The organism is Zobellella endophytica, from assembly GCF_003012775.1.
GTDB lineage: Bacteria > Pseudomonadota > Gammaproteobacteria > Enterobacterales > Aeromonadaceae > Oceanimonas > Oceanimonas endophytica.
Map to the genome: position 1 here is coordinate 750,069 of NZ_PXYG01000001.1, position 15,073 is coordinate 765,141.

Here is a 15,073-nt window from a genome sequence, read left to right on the forward strand (position 1 = left end):
CATGGGCGGATGTTTTCACTGCGGCGAGCCGGTGCCGGCCGGTACCGATTTCCGCTTCGAGTTCGACGGTGAACAGAAGGCGTGCTGCTGCCCGGGTTGTCAGGCGGTGGCCAGCACCATCATTGACTGCGGCCTCGGCGGTTATTACCAGCATCGCAGTGCACCGGCCCCCAGGGCCGATACGGTACCCGACGAGCTGAAGCAGTTGCAGCATTACGATCTGGCGGAGATACAGCAGGACTTCGTCAGTGAAAAAGACCGTCTGAAGGAAGTACAGCTGTCCATCGCCGGCCTCTCCTGCGCCGCCTGCGCCTGGTTGATCGAGCGGCATCTGTCCCAGGTCGCAGGCGTGGCACTGATTCAGGTGAACACCACGACCGAACGGGCCCGGCTACGCTGGGACGATGACCTGGCTCCCTTGAGCCGCCTGCTGGCCGCCTTTGCGGAGATCGGCTACCAGGCCCGTCCCTTCCTGCCCCATCAGCAGGAGCAGGCCTATAACCAGGAAGTCAAATCCTACCTGTTGCGCCTGGGCGTGGCCGGCATCGCCAGCATGCAGGTGATGATGGTCGGCTTCGCCCTCTACGAGGATCTCTTTCCCGACATCGATGCCGAACTGCTGGTATATTTCCGCTGGATAAGCCTGTGGCTGTCGGTGCCGGTCATGTTCTACTCCGCCCTGCCCTTCTACCGCAATGCCTGGCGCGGCATCCGGAACCGGGCGCTGAACATGGATCTGCCGGTATCGCTGGCGATGATCTTCGCCTTCCTCGCCTCGGTTTACGCCACCGTCACCAACACCGGCGAGGTCTATTACGAGTGCGTGTCCATGTTCGCCTTCCTGCTGCTCACCGGCCGCTTCCTGGAGATGCGGGCCAGGCGCAAGGCCTCGGAGAGCACCGCCAACCTGACCCTGCTGATCCCCATGCTGGCCCGGGTGGAAACCCCTGACGGCGAGCAGGAGCAGGCGGCCAAGACCCTGGTCGCGGACCAGGTGGTGCTGGTAGCCCCGGGCAGCGTGATTCCTGCCGATGCGGTCATCCTGGACGGCACCACCAGCGTCGACGAGTCCATGCTCACCGGCGAGCACCTGCCGGTAACCAGGGGCTCCGGCGAGCCGGTGTTCGCCGGCACCACCAATGTGGAAGCGCCGCTGCGGATCAGGGTGCTGCGGCCCCTCTCCGACGCCCGGGTCACCGAGATCCTGCGCGCCCAGGACGACGCCCTGGCCGAGAAACCCCGGGTGGCGGTGCTGGCGGATCGGCTGTCCCGCTATTTTGTGGCGCTGCTGCTGCTGGCCACCCTGGGCACCTACCTGGTGTGGCTGCAGCTCGACCCGGACAAGGCCTTCTGGGTTATGCTGTCGGTATTGGTGGCCACCTGTCCCTGTGCCCTGTCGCTGGCCACTCCCACGGCGCTGACCGTGGCCACCTCCCGGCTGACCCGCGCCGGTGTGCTGGTGCGTCGCGGCCATGTGCTCGATACCCTGCCCAAGGCCACCCGCATCGTGTTCGACAAGACCGGCACCCTGACCCGGGGCCGGGTCGCCCTGCAGCGGGTGGAAATACTGGCGGCGCTGGAGCAGGACCAGGTGCTGGCCATCGCCGCCGCCCTGGAGGCCCAGTCGGAACATCCCATCGCCCGGGCCTTCCTGCCGTACCGCAACGGGCTGCGGGTCGAACGGCGGCACAATCGGATCGGCCAGGGGGTCGAGGGCATTATCGACGACCGCCGCTGGCGGCTGGGCAGCGCCCGCTGGCTGAACCCCGGTGCGACAGACACCGAGCTGTGCGTGTACCTGGCCGATGAACAGGGCGTCGTGGCCCGCTTGGTGCTGGCCGACCCCCTGCGCGACGATGCCGCCACCCTGATTCACCAGTGCCGCGACAGCGGCCTTCAGACCACCATCCTCACCGGCGACGGCTCGGGCCAGGCGGACGCGGTGGCCCGGGCGCTGGCGGTGGACGAACTGATCAAGGGCGCCGGGCCGGACGACAAGCTGGCCTACCTGAAAACGCGGGCCGGGGCCGGCGATATCTGCCTGATGGTGGGCGACGGCATCAACGACGCGCCGGTGCTGTCCGGGGCCCATGCGTCCTTTGCCATGGCCGGCGGCACCGACATCGCCAAGAACAGCGCCGATGCCATACTGCTGGCCGACGATCTGCGGCGCATCCCGGTGGCCCGACGCATCGCCGCCAACTGCCGGCGGGTGATCAAGCAGAACTTTACCTGGGCACTGGGCTACAACCTGGTGATACTGCCGCTGGCGGCCACGGGACAGGTGTCGCCCTGGTTCGCCATGCTCGGCATGTCGGCCAGCTCGCTGGTCGTGATGTCCAACTCCCTGAGGTTATCCCGGTTATGAACGATAACGAAATCTGGTACCTGATCATCCCCATCGCCCTGATCTTCGTGACCATCGCCATCGCCCTGTTTTTCTGGTCGGTGAAAAGTGACCAGTTCGAGGATCTGGATCGGCAGGGCAACAATATCCTGTTCGACGACGACAAGGAATCCCACCGCCAGGCGCAGCACCAGAAGCTGGATGATCATGACCGGCCAGCTTGACGCCTGGGCGGCGTTACTGATCGGCCTGCTCGGCGCCGGCCACTGCATCGCCATGTGCGGCGGGGTGGCCGCCGCCTTTTCCATGGCCATCCCCCATGAGCAGCGCGGCCTGCAGTGGCTCTACCTGCTGAGCTACAACGGCGGCCGCATTATCAGCTACGCCCTGGCCGGCGCCTTGGTCGGTGGTGTGTTCGCCAGCCTGGCGGATCTCAGCCTGGGCAAACAGGGGCTGGGCCTGCTGCGCATCCTGGCCGGGGTGATGATGATACTGTTGGGGCTCTACCTGGCGCGCTGGTGGTTCGGACTGCTGCGCCTGGAGCGCCTCGGCAACCGTCTCTGGCGCCATATCAAACCCCTGGCCGGTCGCTTCGTGCCTTTTCGCCACCCGCTGGCCGCCCTGCCCTTCGGCATGGTGTGGGGCTGGCTGCCCTGCGGCCTGGTGTATTCGGCACTGACCTGGAGCGCGGTGTCCGGCGGCGCGGTGCAGGGGGCCCTGGTGATGGCGTTGTTCGGGCTCGGCACCCTGCCCACCCTGCTCGCGCTGGGCGGCCTGGCCGGCCCGCTGCGTCATTGGCTCAACCATGCAGGCTTTCGTCGACTCTCCGGCATCCTATTGATTTGTTACGGTTTGTTTACACTGCGCCAATGGTTCGCGCTGCTTTACTGAACTATTAAGTATATGGCTTTGGTGCTATGATTGGGCAGTGATATCAATAAAGTGCCGAGCCCATGGGAAATCAGTCGAAAAGCCTAAAACCTGCCACCGGCAGCCGTGCCATCCACTGCCAGGACTGCAGTATCAGCCAGTTGTGTATCCCTCTCGGCCTCAATTCCGATGAGCTGGATGAGCTGGACAACATTATTGAACGCAAGAAACCCATCCAGAAGGGCCAGGAACTGTTCAAGGCCGGCGAAGAGCTGAGGTCGCTCTATGCCATCCGGGCCGGCACCGTCAAATCCTACACCATCACCGAACAGGGCGACGAACAGATCACCGCCTTCCATCTGGCCGGCGATCTGGTGGGCTTCGACGCCATCAACAGCGGGCAGCATCCGTCTTTTGCCCAGGCGCTGGAAACCGCCATGGTCTGTGAAATCCCCTATGAAGTGCTGGACGAACTGTCGGGCAAGATGCCCCGGCTGCGGCAGCAAATCATGCGGCTGATGAGCAACGAGATCAACGGCGATCAGCAGATGATACTGCTGTTGTCCAAGAAAACCGCGGAAGAACGCCTGGCCGCCTTCCTCCATGGCTTGTCCAGCCGCTATTCCCAGCGCGGTTTTTCCGCCCGCGAGTTTCGCCTGACCATGACCCGGGGCGATATCGGCAACTACCTCGGCCTCACCGTCGAAACCGTCAGCCGCCTGCTCGGCCGGTTCCAGAAGAGCAACCTGATCGAAGTGGACGGCAAGTATATCCGAATCCTGAACTTGCCGGAGCTGGCTCGTCTGGCCGGGGTGCCGGCCGGCGCCTGAGTATCTCAGTTTCATTGAAGGGGTGTGTATGATCAAATACCAACGTATTCTGGTGGTGGTCGACCCGGTCGCCGAAGCGCAACCCGCCCTGCACCGGGCCGTGTCGGTGGCGGCGCTGGAAGAAAATGCCGCCATCACCCTGTTTCTGCCCATCTACGACTTTTCCTATGAAATGACCTCCATGCTCTCCAGCGAAGAGCGGGACGAAATGCGAGAAGGGGTTATACAGGGGCGCGCCGAATGGCTGCAGAGCCTGCTGACGCCCTACCAGGACAGCAATATCCGGTTCGACGTCAAGGCGGTGTGGCACAGCCGTCCGTTCGAGGCCATTATTCAGCAGGTGCAGGAGGGCAATCACGACTTGGTGGTGAAGAGCACCCACAAGCACGCCCTGATCCAGTCCTTTATCTTCACCCCCACCGACTGGCACCTGCTGCGCAAGTGCCCGTGCCCGGTGCTGCTGGTCAAGGAGCGGGACTGGCCGACGGGCGGCCATGTGCTGGCGGCAGTCAACTGCTGCAGTGACGATACCGCCCAGGAAGCCCTGAACAACAAGATCATCACCGAAAGTGCCGAGGTGGCTCGGTTGCTGTCTTCCAAGCTGCACCTGGTCAATGCCTATCCGATCACCCCGGTGAACATGGCGCTGGAGCTGCCCGACTTCGATCCCCACGCCTACAACGCGGCGGTGAAGAAGCACCACGAGCGGGCCCTTTACGAATACGCGGTGCGCTTCGAGCTGGAGTCGAAAGAGCTGCACCTGCAGGAAGGGCTGGCGGAAGAAGTCATCCCCCGCTGTGCCGATGAAATCGGTGCCAGCCTGGTGATCCTCGGCTCGATCGGGCGCACCGGTTTTTCCGCCGCCCTGCTGGGCAACACCGCCGAGCACGTGATCGACAAGCTCGACTGCGATGTGCTGGTGCTGCGCCCCGACGCAACGTAAGCGCCGTTAAGCCGGCACTCTTGACTGAGCCACGTTTTTGAAGCCGGCTCTACACTCCAAGGGCTGCAGACGTTCGAGTTTCTCCAGTGTATCCGCCAGGCCGACGGCGCCACTCCGTTTACCTTCGCGGGCATCAGCGTGTACTCGACAGCCGTGCAATTTCCTCCTCTGTTACCGTTTTACAGCTGGATTTAGGCCTTTCGCCACGTAGCCAGGATGTCCATTTTCGGCGTGGATTGAGGATGAAATGCATCTGACGACTCATGCCATTTTCAATCACCACATCGCTGCTGCTGTCGTCCTCCTTATCGGTCACGCGCAGCTTTTCGCTGGTCACCTGCTCTCCTTGCTTCAGCGTCGCAGAAATCCGATCACTGTAGATACGCAATGTCAAAGGCCCGGTTTCATGAATGCGGATCCCCCCCTCTTCAACGTTGCCCGCCACTATGTGCAGCGGCTTCACCATACAGAGCTCTCCCGCATCGTTGCGGCTGATGTAGACTCCTTCTCCGGCGATACCGTGCAGATAGAGCAAACGGCCTTCCGCAATGGTCGGAATCACCACCACCCCCTCGACATCGACGGACAAGAGGTTGGATAACGCCTCTTGCGCTATGGCCAAAGAGCTGTGCAGAGAAAGCAGGATCCCTGAAATGACACCGGCTGATTTCATCGTCTTTCCTCCTGTTATAAAGCCATGCCATATACGTTGGTTCGTGGATCACCTTGTTGCGCCAACATCAGCAGCAATGCGATGATGCCGATCACCGGGACAAAAAACATCGCCGCCCACCAGCCAGCGTCCGGTATCGTGCAGACGGCGCACCGTCACGGCTATAAGCGGGACAAAACTGGCGATGCTGTAGGCAATCTCCACCCAGGCCGGAGCGCCACTGCCAATCTCCAGCGCCACCAACGCCACGCTGATAAGCAGGTTAACCAGAAAGAACATCCAGAACGCCCGGCGTGATGCCCGGCCTGAAAAGACCAGGCTCAGTTGCCAGGCCTGCCAATACCACTTCATTAGTTATCTCCTCGCTGAAACTTCACGCTTCACGCCACGAACTTGGGAGGCGGACACGTTGACGATGGCGCAACCGCAGCGTTCCGGCGTCCTTGAGCCGGTTTCAGGACCTCCTAAAACAGGTTTCAGGACATTGAACACTTCTCGGAATACATTGAAATGGTTAGGCTTGATACAGCCCGGTTAAGGAACTTTGCCGATAAAATGGAAACGTCATGATCGCTATTCCCCTGCCTTTTGTTGTCTCACTGCTGCTGTTTTTACTGGCGATCATGTTGTGGATGAAACCGTCCCAGGAAGGAAAGTCGCCCAGTCTGTTCGCCGCACTGTGCGCCTTGACAACCGCCATCGTCGGACTTCGATGGACACTGGATATGGCGATATTCCGCATGTTGCAGCCGGTCTGTGCCGCCCTGGTACCCTTGGCGGCGTGGTACTGCTTCAGCCGGGCCCATCAACCGGGGCGACTGTCGCCACTGCACTGGTCGGGCCCGATCGTCGTGGCGGCCGGTTCGCTGGGTTATCCCTACTGGCATGCCCCTCTGGATCTGATACTGACGATGCTCTACGTCGGTTACGGTATTGCGCTGCTTCGCTCGTCAGGCACCATGGCATCGGAAGTGCGTTTGTCGGATGTAGAATGGGTGAAATATGCCGAGTGGGTAGCGGGCGGTATGTTGCTGTTCTCGGCCGGTATCGATGGCGCACTGACACTGGATTTTGCCCGCTATGACGGTGCTCATGCCATGTATATTCTCGCTGTCGGTTACACCTTGCTGTTACCGACCCTGGCCCTGGTGGTGGTGATGGTCAGCCAGAGTACTCAACCGAGCGGAGCGGCTGAAAGCGCACCATCCGAGCCTGAGCCACCCACACAAGCCGTACTCAGCGCTGGCGAAGCCAACGCGATCATCGCTAAACTGGATACGCTGCTGCGTGAAAAGCAGGCGTTTCTCGACCCGGATTTAACCCTGGGTCGCCTGTCACGAAAACTGACCATTCCGGCACGGCAGATTTCAATGGCCGTGAATCAAGTTCACGGCCGTAATCTTTCCAAGGTGCTCAACGAATACCGGATTGAACATGCCAAAGAACGCCTGCTGACCAGTGATGAAAGCATTACTCAGGTGTATCTCAATTCCGGCTTCCAGACGAAGTCCAATTTTAACCGCGAGTTCAGCCGGGTAACCGGACAGACGCCGAGCGCCTTTCGTCGTCAGGCTCCGGTATCTGAGCCTTGAGCAGGTCATAGACCCGCCACTGGCACCTTGCCCTCGGGGCGCCAGTCACTATAATAGCCCCAGTTTTTTTGGCCGGGGTTATCATGTCAGTTCAAACTGCCAAGCAAGTGTACAACTTCAACAAGCTGCAGAAGCGGCTGCGTCGCCACGTGGGCGAAGCCATCGCCGACTTCAACATGATTGAAGAGGGCGACAAAGTCATGGTCTGCCTGTCCGGTGGCAAGGACAGCTACGCCCTGCTCGACATACTGCGCAACCTGCAGGCCCATGCCCCCATCCGCTTCGACATCGTCGCGGTCAACCTGGATCAGAAACAGCCCGGCTTTCCCGCGCATGTACTACCGGCCTACCTGGACGAGCTGGGGGTGGACTACAAGATCGTCGAGGAAGACACCTATTCCATCGTCAAGGACAAGATCCCCGAAGGCAAGACCACCTGTTCCCTGTGCTCCCGCCTGCGCCGGGGCATCCTGTACCGCACAGCCACCGAACTGGGGGCGACCAAAATCGCCCTCGGCCACCACCGGGACGACATCCTGGAGACCCTGCTGCTCAACATGTTCTACGGCGGCACCCTGAAGTCGATGCCGCCCAAGCTGGTGAGCGACGACGGCAAGCATGTGGTGATCCGCCCCCTGGCCTACTGCAAGGAAAAGGATCTGGTGCGCTACGCCGAGGCCAGGGCCTTCCCCATTATTCCCTGCAACCTGTGCGGCTCCCAGGAGAACCTGCAACGCCAAGCGATCAAGACCATGCTGCAGGACTGGGACAAACGCTTTCCCGGCCGCATCGAGAGCATGTTCCGCTCGCTGCAGAACCTGGTGCCCTCGCACCTGCTGGATCACCGGCTGTTCGACTTCAAGGGCGTCGACCGGGATTCCGGGGTGATCGACGGTGGCGACATCGCCTTCGACAAACCCGAGGTGGCGCCGCGTTTTAGCGTGGAAGACGACGACGAGCCCGTCGCCGAGCCGGGAGAACGGCTGCAGATCATCGAACTGAAATGAAAAAGGCGCCGACGGCGCCTTTTTTTACAACCAGGGGGTGATCCTGACCGCCGGCAGCCGCAAACGCTGCTCGCGTGCCAGGGCCACCTCATCCAGCTCCAGCCGGTCGGCTCCATCCAGGGTGGCTCCCGGCTCCGCCGGATAGAGGTGCAGCCCTTTCAGCTCGGGCACGAAGTATTTTCCGGGCCAGCCGGCCATTTTCTGCAGCAGGGTATGCATTTCTTCCCGCACCTGGCGCAGCTGCGCCATGGGAATGTCCCCGCCCGCCAGGTCGGCCTGGATCTGGATGGATATATCGCACTGCTCGGGGCGGTCGAGCTCGAGTTGCACCACCGCCTTGTCCAGATCCAGCTGCTTGTCGAACGGCAGGGTGAACTGGCCATGGGGCAGTACCACCACGGTTCCCCGGCGCTCGCCGGCCACCCACACCCCGCCACCCTCGATGCGGCACAGGCCGTCGCCGTCGGTCCGGCTCAGGTAAAAGCCGAGCTCGGCTTCCTGCACCTCGGCCTTGGCCACCGTTTCCATGTGTTTGTAAAAGCCGCTGTAGCCCAGGGTCAGGGGGGCGGCCCGCAAAGGTGCTGCGGCCAGGGCCAGCGCCGCCAGTATCGGTAAATACGTCATGCTTCGAAATGATCTCCGGGCCGGGAAGAAGGACCGCCATGGCCGGCATCGTCGTCATGGGACCGAGCCTGGTCGGGGGCACCTTCGATGCCGCAGGCCTCCCGGTAGATGATACCCTTCACCACGATGTACAGCGGCGCCACCCAGATAAGGCCGATGCCGAAGCTCATCACCGCCGCCATGAAGAACAGCACCAGCAGCATGTGGATCAGCACCATCGCCAGCCACTGGCGGGCAAAGAGCCGCAACGAGGTCAGTATCGCCTGCAGCGGCGACAGCCTCTTTTCCAGGATCAGCGGAAAGGTGAACATCAGCGCCACGCTCAGGATCAGGGTCGGCAGCATTGCCAGCATGGGCGGCAGCCCCAGGCTCTGGCCCAGGGGCAGGAACAGGCTGGTAATGAGCCCCATGATCATGCTGGCCAGGGCCAACGGCAGCAGGTAACGGAAATAATCGAAGATCTGGTTGGGCCGGATCGGCCGGTCGGCGGCCCGGTGAATACCCATCATGTCCAGGCCGCCGCTCATCGGCGCCATGATCATGGAAATCAGCAACCCCAGCAGGCTGGAGCTCCACATGTTTTCGTCTCCTTTGCCGGTGACCATCACCAGCAGCTGGTTCAACAGCAACCAGCAGCCGACCACCCCGATGGCGGCCAGCAGTATCGGCATCTTGGCGCCATAGATGCGTTGCCAGGCTTCCTGGAATACCGCTTTCGGCGCCAGTGCAAACCCCTGCTCCAGCGAACGCTGCAGCCGGGTAAATCGTGGTTCATTCATAGTGCATTCTCTTTCCTAGGGTGGCGCCATTATAGCGGATGACGGCGCTCGGGACAGCATGCTAAGCCATTATAAAATTTGGGGATTTCTGCCGGCATAGAAACAGTAAATCAACATGTTCCGACGACAAAAATTCACTTTGATTTACCGGGGGCGAAGTCTAGAATGCGCGCTCATTTTATTGGCAGAACGCGGCGCGTTTTCATCGAGGTGAATAAGGGCAAATGGCCGAACACAACACACCCATCGTCTCCCTGACCGGCATCAGCAAACAATTCGACGGCAAAACTATCATAGAAAACCTGGATTTATCCATTTATGACGGCGAATTCCTCACCATCCTGGGCCCGTCCGGTTGTGGCAAGACCACGGTACTGCGCCTGATCGCCGGGCTGGAAGTGGTCGATGCGGGACGGATCATGCTGGCGGGTGAAGACGTCAGCCAGGTGCCAGCCGAGCAGCGTCATGTCAACACCGTGTTCCAGAGCTATGCCCTCTTTCCCCATATGTCCATTTTCGACAACGTGGCCTTCGGCCTGCGCATGCAGAAGGTACCGGCGGCACAGATCCGTCCCCGGGTAATGGAAGCGCTGAAGATGGTGCAGCTCGAACAGATGGCCAACCGCTATCCCCACCAGCTGTCCGGCGGCCAGCAACAGCGTATCGCCATCGCCCGGGCCGTGGTCAACCGGCCCAAGGTGCTGTTGCTCGACGAATCCCTGAGCGCCCTCGACTACAAGCTGCGCAAGCAGATGCAAACCGAGCTCAAACAGCTGCAACGCCGGCTCGGCATTACCTTCGTGTTCGTCACCCACGATCAGGAAGAGGCCCTGTCCATGTCCGATCGCATCGTGGTGATGCAGGGCGGCAAGGTGGTGCAGAACGGTGCCCCCAAGGAGATCTACGAGTCTCCTGCCAACCTGTTCGTGGCCAAGTTCATCGGTGAAATCAACATCATGGACGGCGAACTGCTGGCCCCCGCCGACGCGACCGGCGCCTGGCACGCCCGGGTGGAAGGGCGCCACTGCCTGGTGCACAGCCAGTACCCCTTTAACGCCGGCGACAAGGTGTGCGTGCTGCTGCGCCCCGAAGATCTGCGCATGAAGACACGCGGTGCCGAGGCGCCCTCCGAAGGGGTGCCCGGGCGCATTATCGATCGCCACTACAAGGGCGCCACCCTGGACTCCCTGGTGGCGCTGGCCTCCGGCCAGCAGGTGCTGATCTCCGAATTTTTCGACGAGGACGACCCCGACTTCGACTATTCCATCGGCCAGCAGGTGGACATCCACTGGGTCGACCGCTGGGAGGTGGTCCTGCCCTATGAACAGCACTAAGGGGGTTCACGCCAATCTGTTCCGCAACCTGGCGGTCAGCCTGATCGTGGGGTGGCTGCTGCTGTTCGTGTTCATGCCCAACCTGATGATCATCGGCACCAGCTTCCTGACCCGGGATCACGCCAGCCTGGTGAGCCTGGTGTTCAGCCTGGACAACTACGGCCGGCTGTTCGATCCCCTGTATTTCCAGGTACTGTGGCACTCGGTGTTGATGGCCGGCACCGCCACCCTGCTGTGTCTGCTGGTAGGCTACCCCTTCGCCTTTATCATCGCACAGCTGCCGGCGCGCTGGCGGCCCTTCCTGCTGTTTCTGGTGATAGTGCCGTTCTGGACCAATTCACTGATCCGCACCTATGCGCTCAAGGTGGTGCTGGGCACCAAGGGGCTGCTCAACCATGCCCTGCTCGGACTCGGCCTGATCGACCAGCCGCTGCGCATCATGTTCACCGAAGTGGCGGTGATCATCGGCCTGGTCTACCTGCTGCTGCCCTTTATGGTGCTGCCCCTGTACGCCGCCATCGACAAGCTGGACGGCCGGTTGCTGGAGGCGGCCCGGGATCTGGGCGCCGACGCCCTGGCGCGCTTCGTGCGGGTGATAGTGCCGCTCACCATGCCCGGCATCGTGGCCGGCTGCCTGCTGGTATTCCTGCCGGCCATGGGCATGTTCTATATCTCGGATCTGCTGGGCGGCGCCAAGAACCTGCTGATAGGCAACATCATCAAGACCCAGTTCCTCAACATCCGCGACTGGCCCTTCGGCTCGGCCACCAGCGTGACCCTGACGGTGCTGATGGCGGCCCTGATCTTCGTCTACTACCGGGCAAGCAAGCTGCTGAACAAGAAGGTATCCATCGATGACTAACTGGTTCAAGGGCGGCTTTTTGCTGCTGGTGTTCGCCTATCTGTACATCCCCATCGGGGTGCTGATCGCCAACTCCTTCAACCGCTCCCGCTTCGGCATCCGCTGGGACGGCTTCACCTTCGACTGGTATGTCCGTCTGGTCAACAACGCCGGCCTGATGGAGGCAGCCCGCCACTCGGTGACCGTCGCCCTGGTGTCGGCCACCTTCGCCGCCCTGATCGGCACCCTGGCGGCGGTGGCCCTGTACCGCTACCGCTTCCGCGGCAAGGGCTTCGTCGGCGGTATGCTGTTCGTGGTGATGATGTCACCGGACATCGTCATGGCCATCTCGCTGCTGGCCCTGTTCGTGGTGTTGGGCATTTCGCTCGGCTTCTGGTCGCTGTTGTTCGCCCACATCACCTTCTGTCTTCCCTTTGTGGTGATCACCGTCTATTCACGCCTCAAGGGGTTCGACCTGCGCATGCTGGAAGCCGCCAAGGATCTGGGTGCCAGTGAGTTAGTGACCTTCAGGAAGATTATTTTCCCGCTGGCCAGGCCCGCCATCGCCGCCGGTTGGCTGCTGAGCTTCACCTTGTCCCTGGACGATGTGATCGTCAGCTCCTTCGTGACCGGACCGGCCTACGAGATCCTGCCGCTGAAAATCTATTCCATGGTCAAGGTGGGCGTGTCCCCCGAGGTCAACGCCCTGGCCACCATCATGCTGGCGGTATCGCTGGTGCTGGTGGTGACGTCTCAACTTTTGTTAAGGGATAAACGCTGATATGCAATCCTGGTTCCGTCCTCTGGCCATCGCGGTGGCCGCCAGCCTGCCCCTGGTGGCGCAGGCCAATGATCGTCTGTCCGTCTACGCCTGGGCCGAATACCTGCCCGACAGCGTACTGACCGACTTCACCAAGGAAACCGGGGTCCGGGTGGATTACGCCACCTTCGACTCCAACGAGGCGCTCTATGCCAAGCTGAAGCTGCTGCAGACCAGCGGTGCCAGCGAAAGCTACGATCTGATCTTTCCTTCCAGTTACATGCTGAGCAAGATGGCCCGGGAAGGGATGCTCACCCCCCTCGACAAGAGCAAGCTTCCTCACCTGGAGCAACTGGAGCCGAGCCTGCTGGACCGGGAATTCGATCCGGGCAACCGCTTCAGCGTGCCCTACGCCTTCGGCAGCACCGCCATCGCCGTCAATCGGGACGAGCTGGCCGACGCCGAGATCACGTCCTGGCAGGATCTGTGGAGCGGCCAGTGGCAGGGCCAGCTGATGCTGACCGACGACATCCGCGAAAACTTCCAGATGGCGCTGCTGACCCTGGGCCATTCCGCCAACAGCCGCGAGCCGGCCGAGATCAAGGCCGCCTACGACAAGCTGGTGACATTGCAGGACAACGTGCTGTTGTACAACTCCGACAACCCGCGCATGCCCTACGTGGCCGGTGAGGTGTCGCTCGGCCTTATCTGGAGCGACCAGGCCTACAAGACCCAGCAGGACGGCATGCCACTGGAATACGTGTACCCGGAAGAAGGCGCCATCTTCTGGGTGGACAGCGCCGCCATCCCCGCCAACGCCAAGTCGGTGGACGCCGCGCACCAGTTCATCGATTTCCTGATGCGCCCGGAGATCGCCGCCCGGATCATCCAGGAACTGGGCATCGCCGTGCCCAACCAGGGTGCCAAGGCCCTGCTGCCCGCCGAGGTGGCCGACAACCAGGTGCTGTTCCCCTCCGGCGACATCGTGGCCAAGGGCCACTTCCAGGACGATCTGGGTGACGAGGTGCTCGCGGTCTACGAAGAGCACTGGGTACGACTGCGCTCCAACTGAGGACCGTCCCCTCCCCCATAACGATCAAAGCCCGCATGATGCGGGCTTTCAAGTGGATGACAACGTCGTCTGTTTTACCGGTATGAGTCGGCCAAAGGGCCAACTCCGCCGACACACTGCAAGCACATCCTTGTGACGCTCGGCACATGCCATCCCTGGCATGTGCCGGTCGGCGGAGCCGTTCCCTTTACCCGCCTGTTTTGGCATGGGTGTTGCCTGAAGTGCTGTCGGCAGTCTGAAATCCCGCATGATGCGGGATTTTTATTATTTTTTCCGGCCCGCCAGCAGCTCCTCCACATAGGCGGTCACCATCCGGGTGGCCGGGCCATAGCGGTGTTCGTCGAAGTGATTGTTGACCTGGCTCGGCTCCAGGTTGATTTCGATGGTATGGGCATTGTGCATCGCCGCTTCGTGTACGAAACCGGCGGCGGGGTAGACGTTGCCGGAAGTACCGATGGCGATGAACAGGCTGGCTTCGCTCAGAGCCTGATAGATGCGATCGAGCAGCAACGGCATCTCTCCAAACCACACCACATGCGGCCTGAGCGGCTCGGGAAACTGGCAGCAATGGCACAGATCCGTGTGGTGCAGCGGCCCTGTCCAGGTCACCGTCTGGTTGGAATGGGGGCAACGGGCCTTGAGCAGCTCGCCGTGCATGTGCAGCACGTTGCGGCTGCCGGCCCGCTCGTGCAGATCGTCGATATTCTGGGTAACCAGGGTTACTTCATCCGGCCACTCCGCCTCCAGCCGGGCCAAGGCGTGGTGGGCGGCGTTGGGTTCCACCGTCTGCAACAGCGCCCGGCGGGCATTGTAGAAACCGTGCACCAGCTCGGGATCCCGTTGATAACCTTCGGGAGTGGCCACATCCTCGATACGGTGCTCTTCCCACAGGCCATCGCTGGCCCGAAAGGTTTTGATACCGGATTCGGCTGAGACACCGGCACCGGTCAGGATAACAATATTGCCTTTGCGCACCTGTTGCACGCCTCTGCTGCTCTGTCTTGCTACTTAGGCTAACAGCATCCCGGACGCTGGCCAATGCTGCCTTGGTCTAAAAGCAAAAAGCCAGGCACTGTACCTGGCTTTGTCGCTTACTGCGGATCGTCGAACGATGCGGCGTTTTCCACCCTGGCCTTCAATTTCTGGCCGGGACGAAAGGTCACCACCCGCCTGGCCGAAATGGGAATATCCTCCCCGGTCTTGGGGTTGCGCCCGGGGCGCTCCCCCTTGTTACGCAATTCAAAATTGCCGAAACCGGAAATCTTGACCTGTTCACCCTGCTCCAGCGCGGTGCGAATTTCTTCGAAAAATGCCTCAACCATCTCCTTGGCATCACGTTTACTCATGCCAAGCTCAGTGAACAAATGTTCTGCTATGTCGGCCTTGGTTAACGCCATACGC

General features: G+C 61.4%; 16 protein-coding genes and 1 pseudogene. 11 read left to right on the forward strand and 6 right to left on the reverse strand.

Annotated features, from left to right (window positions below):
- The first annotated feature begins 1 nt into the window (after nt 1).
- The 5 genes from C7H85_RS03375 (at nt 2) to uspE (ending at nt 4,990) form a co-directional block, all read left to right on the forward strand.
- A complete protein-coding gene (locus C7H85_RS03375; RefSeq protein ID WP_106728280.1) occupies nt 2-2,368 on the forward strand; it encodes a heavy metal translocating P-type ATPase in 2,367 nt (788 codons plus the stop codon).
- Nucleotides 2,365-2,571, forward strand: a complete 207-nt coding sequence (ccoS, locus tag C7H85_RS03380; RefSeq protein WP_106728281.1) for a cbb3-type cytochrome oxidase assembly protein CcoS — start codon at nt 2,365-2,367, stop codon at nt 2,569-2,571. Before C7H85_RS03375 ends, ccoS begins: the two co-directional genes overlap by 4 nt.
- Nucleotides 2,555-3,238 carry a sulfite exporter TauE/SafE family protein gene (locus tag C7H85_RS03385; RefSeq protein WP_106728621.1) on the forward strand — a complete coding sequence of 228 codons (684 nt, stop codon included), beginning with the start codon at nt 2,555-2,557 and terminating at the stop codon, nt 3,236-3,238. Before ccoS ends, C7H85_RS03385 begins: the two co-directional genes overlap by 17 nt.
- Nucleotides 3,239-3,300: 62 nt before the next feature.
- Nucleotides 3,301-4,047, forward strand: coding sequence for a fumarate/nitrate reduction transcriptional regulator Fnr (locus tag C7H85_RS03390; RefSeq protein WP_106728282.1), 747 nt, complete (start codon nt 3,301-3,303; stop codon nt 4,045-4,047).
- A 28-nt stretch (nt 4,048-4,075) separates the two neighbouring features.
- A complete protein-coding gene (gene uspE / locus C7H85_RS03395; protein ID WP_106728283.1) occupies nt 4,076-4,990 on the forward strand; it encodes a universal stress protein UspE in 915 nt (304 codons plus the stop codon).
- 133 nt (nt 4,991-5,123) lie between these two features.
- Here the strand turns inward: uspE and C7H85_RS03400 are convergent, their stop codons facing one another.
- Nucleotides 5,124-5,663 (reverse strand): hypothetical protein, encoded by a 540-nt coding sequence (locus C7H85_RS03400; protein WP_106728284.1) that lies wholly within the window; start codon nt 5,661-5,663, stop codon nt 5,124-5,126.
- Nucleotides 5,664-5,677: 14 nt separating this feature from the next.
- Nucleotides 5,678-6,014, reverse strand: a pseudogene (locus C7H85_RS03405) (DUF805 domain-containing protein).
- A 215-nt stretch (nt 6,015-6,229) separates the two neighbouring features.
- Here C7H85_RS03405 and C7H85_RS03410 point away from each other — a divergent pair.
- Together C7H85_RS03410 and ttcA are read left to right on the forward strand one after the other, a co-directional pair.
- The gene (locus tag C7H85_RS03410; RefSeq protein WP_106728285.1) at nt 6,230-7,255 is read left to right on the forward strand and encodes a helix-turn-helix domain-containing protein; all 1,026 of its coding nucleotides are present in this window, start codon (nt 6,230-6,232) and stop codon (nt 7,253-7,255) included.
- Nucleotides 7,256-7,335: 80 nt separating this feature from the next.
- Nucleotides 7,336-8,262: a tRNA 2-thiocytidine(32) synthetase TtcA gene (gene ttcA, locus C7H85_RS03415; protein ID WP_425445058.1), complete on the forward strand. Its 927-nt coding sequence runs from the start codon at nt 7,336-7,338 to the stop codon at nt 8,260-8,262.
- Between the two features lie 24 nt (nt 8,263-8,286).
- On the opposite strand, the gene C7H85_RS03420 is transcribed toward ttcA, so the two are convergent.
- Together C7H85_RS03420 and C7H85_RS03425 are read right to left on the reverse strand one after the other, a co-directional pair.
- Nucleotides 8,287-8,886 carry a DUF2987 domain-containing protein gene (locus C7H85_RS03420; RefSeq protein WP_106728287.1) on the reverse strand — a complete coding sequence of 200 codons (600 nt, stop codon included), beginning with the start codon at nt 8,884-8,886 and terminating at the stop codon, nt 8,287-8,289.
- Nucleotides 8,883-9,665, reverse strand: coding sequence for a DUF2189 domain-containing protein (locus C7H85_RS03425; protein ID WP_245879550.1), 783 nt, complete (start codon nt 9,663-9,665; stop codon nt 8,883-8,885). Before C7H85_RS03425 ends, C7H85_RS03420 begins: the two co-directional genes overlap by 4 nt.
- 224 nt (nt 9,666-9,889) lie before the next feature.
- Between C7H85_RS03425 and potA the strand changes: the two genes are divergently transcribed.
- The 4 genes from potA to C7H85_RS03445 are packed head-to-tail and all read left to right on the forward strand — an operon-like array spanning nt 9,890 to nt 13,672.
- Nucleotides 9,890-10,999 carry a spermidine/putrescine ABC transporter ATP-binding protein PotA gene (potA, locus tag C7H85_RS03430; RefSeq protein ID WP_106728288.1) on the forward strand — a complete coding sequence of 370 codons (1,110 nt, stop codon included), beginning with the start codon at nt 9,890-9,892 and terminating at the stop codon, nt 10,997-10,999.
- Nucleotides 10,986-11,861, forward strand: coding sequence for a spermidine/putrescine ABC transporter permease PotB (potB, locus tag C7H85_RS03435; protein ID WP_106728289.1), 876 nt, complete (start codon nt 10,986-10,988; stop codon nt 11,859-11,861). The genes potA and potB overlap by 14 nt, the downstream gene beginning before the upstream one ends.
- Entirely contained in the window at nt 11,854-12,621 is a 768-nt protein-coding gene (potC, locus tag C7H85_RS03440) for a spermidine/putrescine ABC transporter permease PotC (protein WP_106728290.1), read from the forward strand. Before potB ends, potC begins: the two co-directional genes overlap by 8 nt.
- 1 nt (nt 12,622) lies before the next feature.
- Nucleotides 12,623-13,672 (forward strand): extracellular solute-binding protein, encoded by a 1,050-nt coding sequence (locus C7H85_RS03445; RefSeq protein ID WP_106728291.1) that lies wholly within the window; start codon nt 12,623-12,625, stop codon nt 13,670-13,672.
- Nucleotides 13,673-13,936: 264 nt separating this feature from the next.
- On the opposite strand, the gene cobB is transcribed toward C7H85_RS03445, so the two are convergent.
- Both cobB and ihfA read right to left on the reverse strand, forming a co-directional pair.
- The gene (gene cobB / locus C7H85_RS03450) at nt 13,937-14,656 is read right to left on the reverse strand and encodes a Sir2 family NAD+-dependent deacetylase (protein ID WP_106728292.1); all 720 of its coding nucleotides are present in this window, start codon (nt 14,654-14,656) and stop codon (nt 13,937-13,939) included.
- A 107-nt stretch (nt 14,657-14,763) separates the two neighbouring features.
- Nucleotides 14,764-15,069, reverse strand: coding sequence for an integration host factor subunit alpha (ihfA, locus tag C7H85_RS03455; RefSeq protein WP_106728293.1), 306 nt, complete (start codon nt 15,067-15,069; stop codon nt 14,764-14,766).
- Nucleotides 15,070-15,073: the final 4 nt, after the last annotated feature.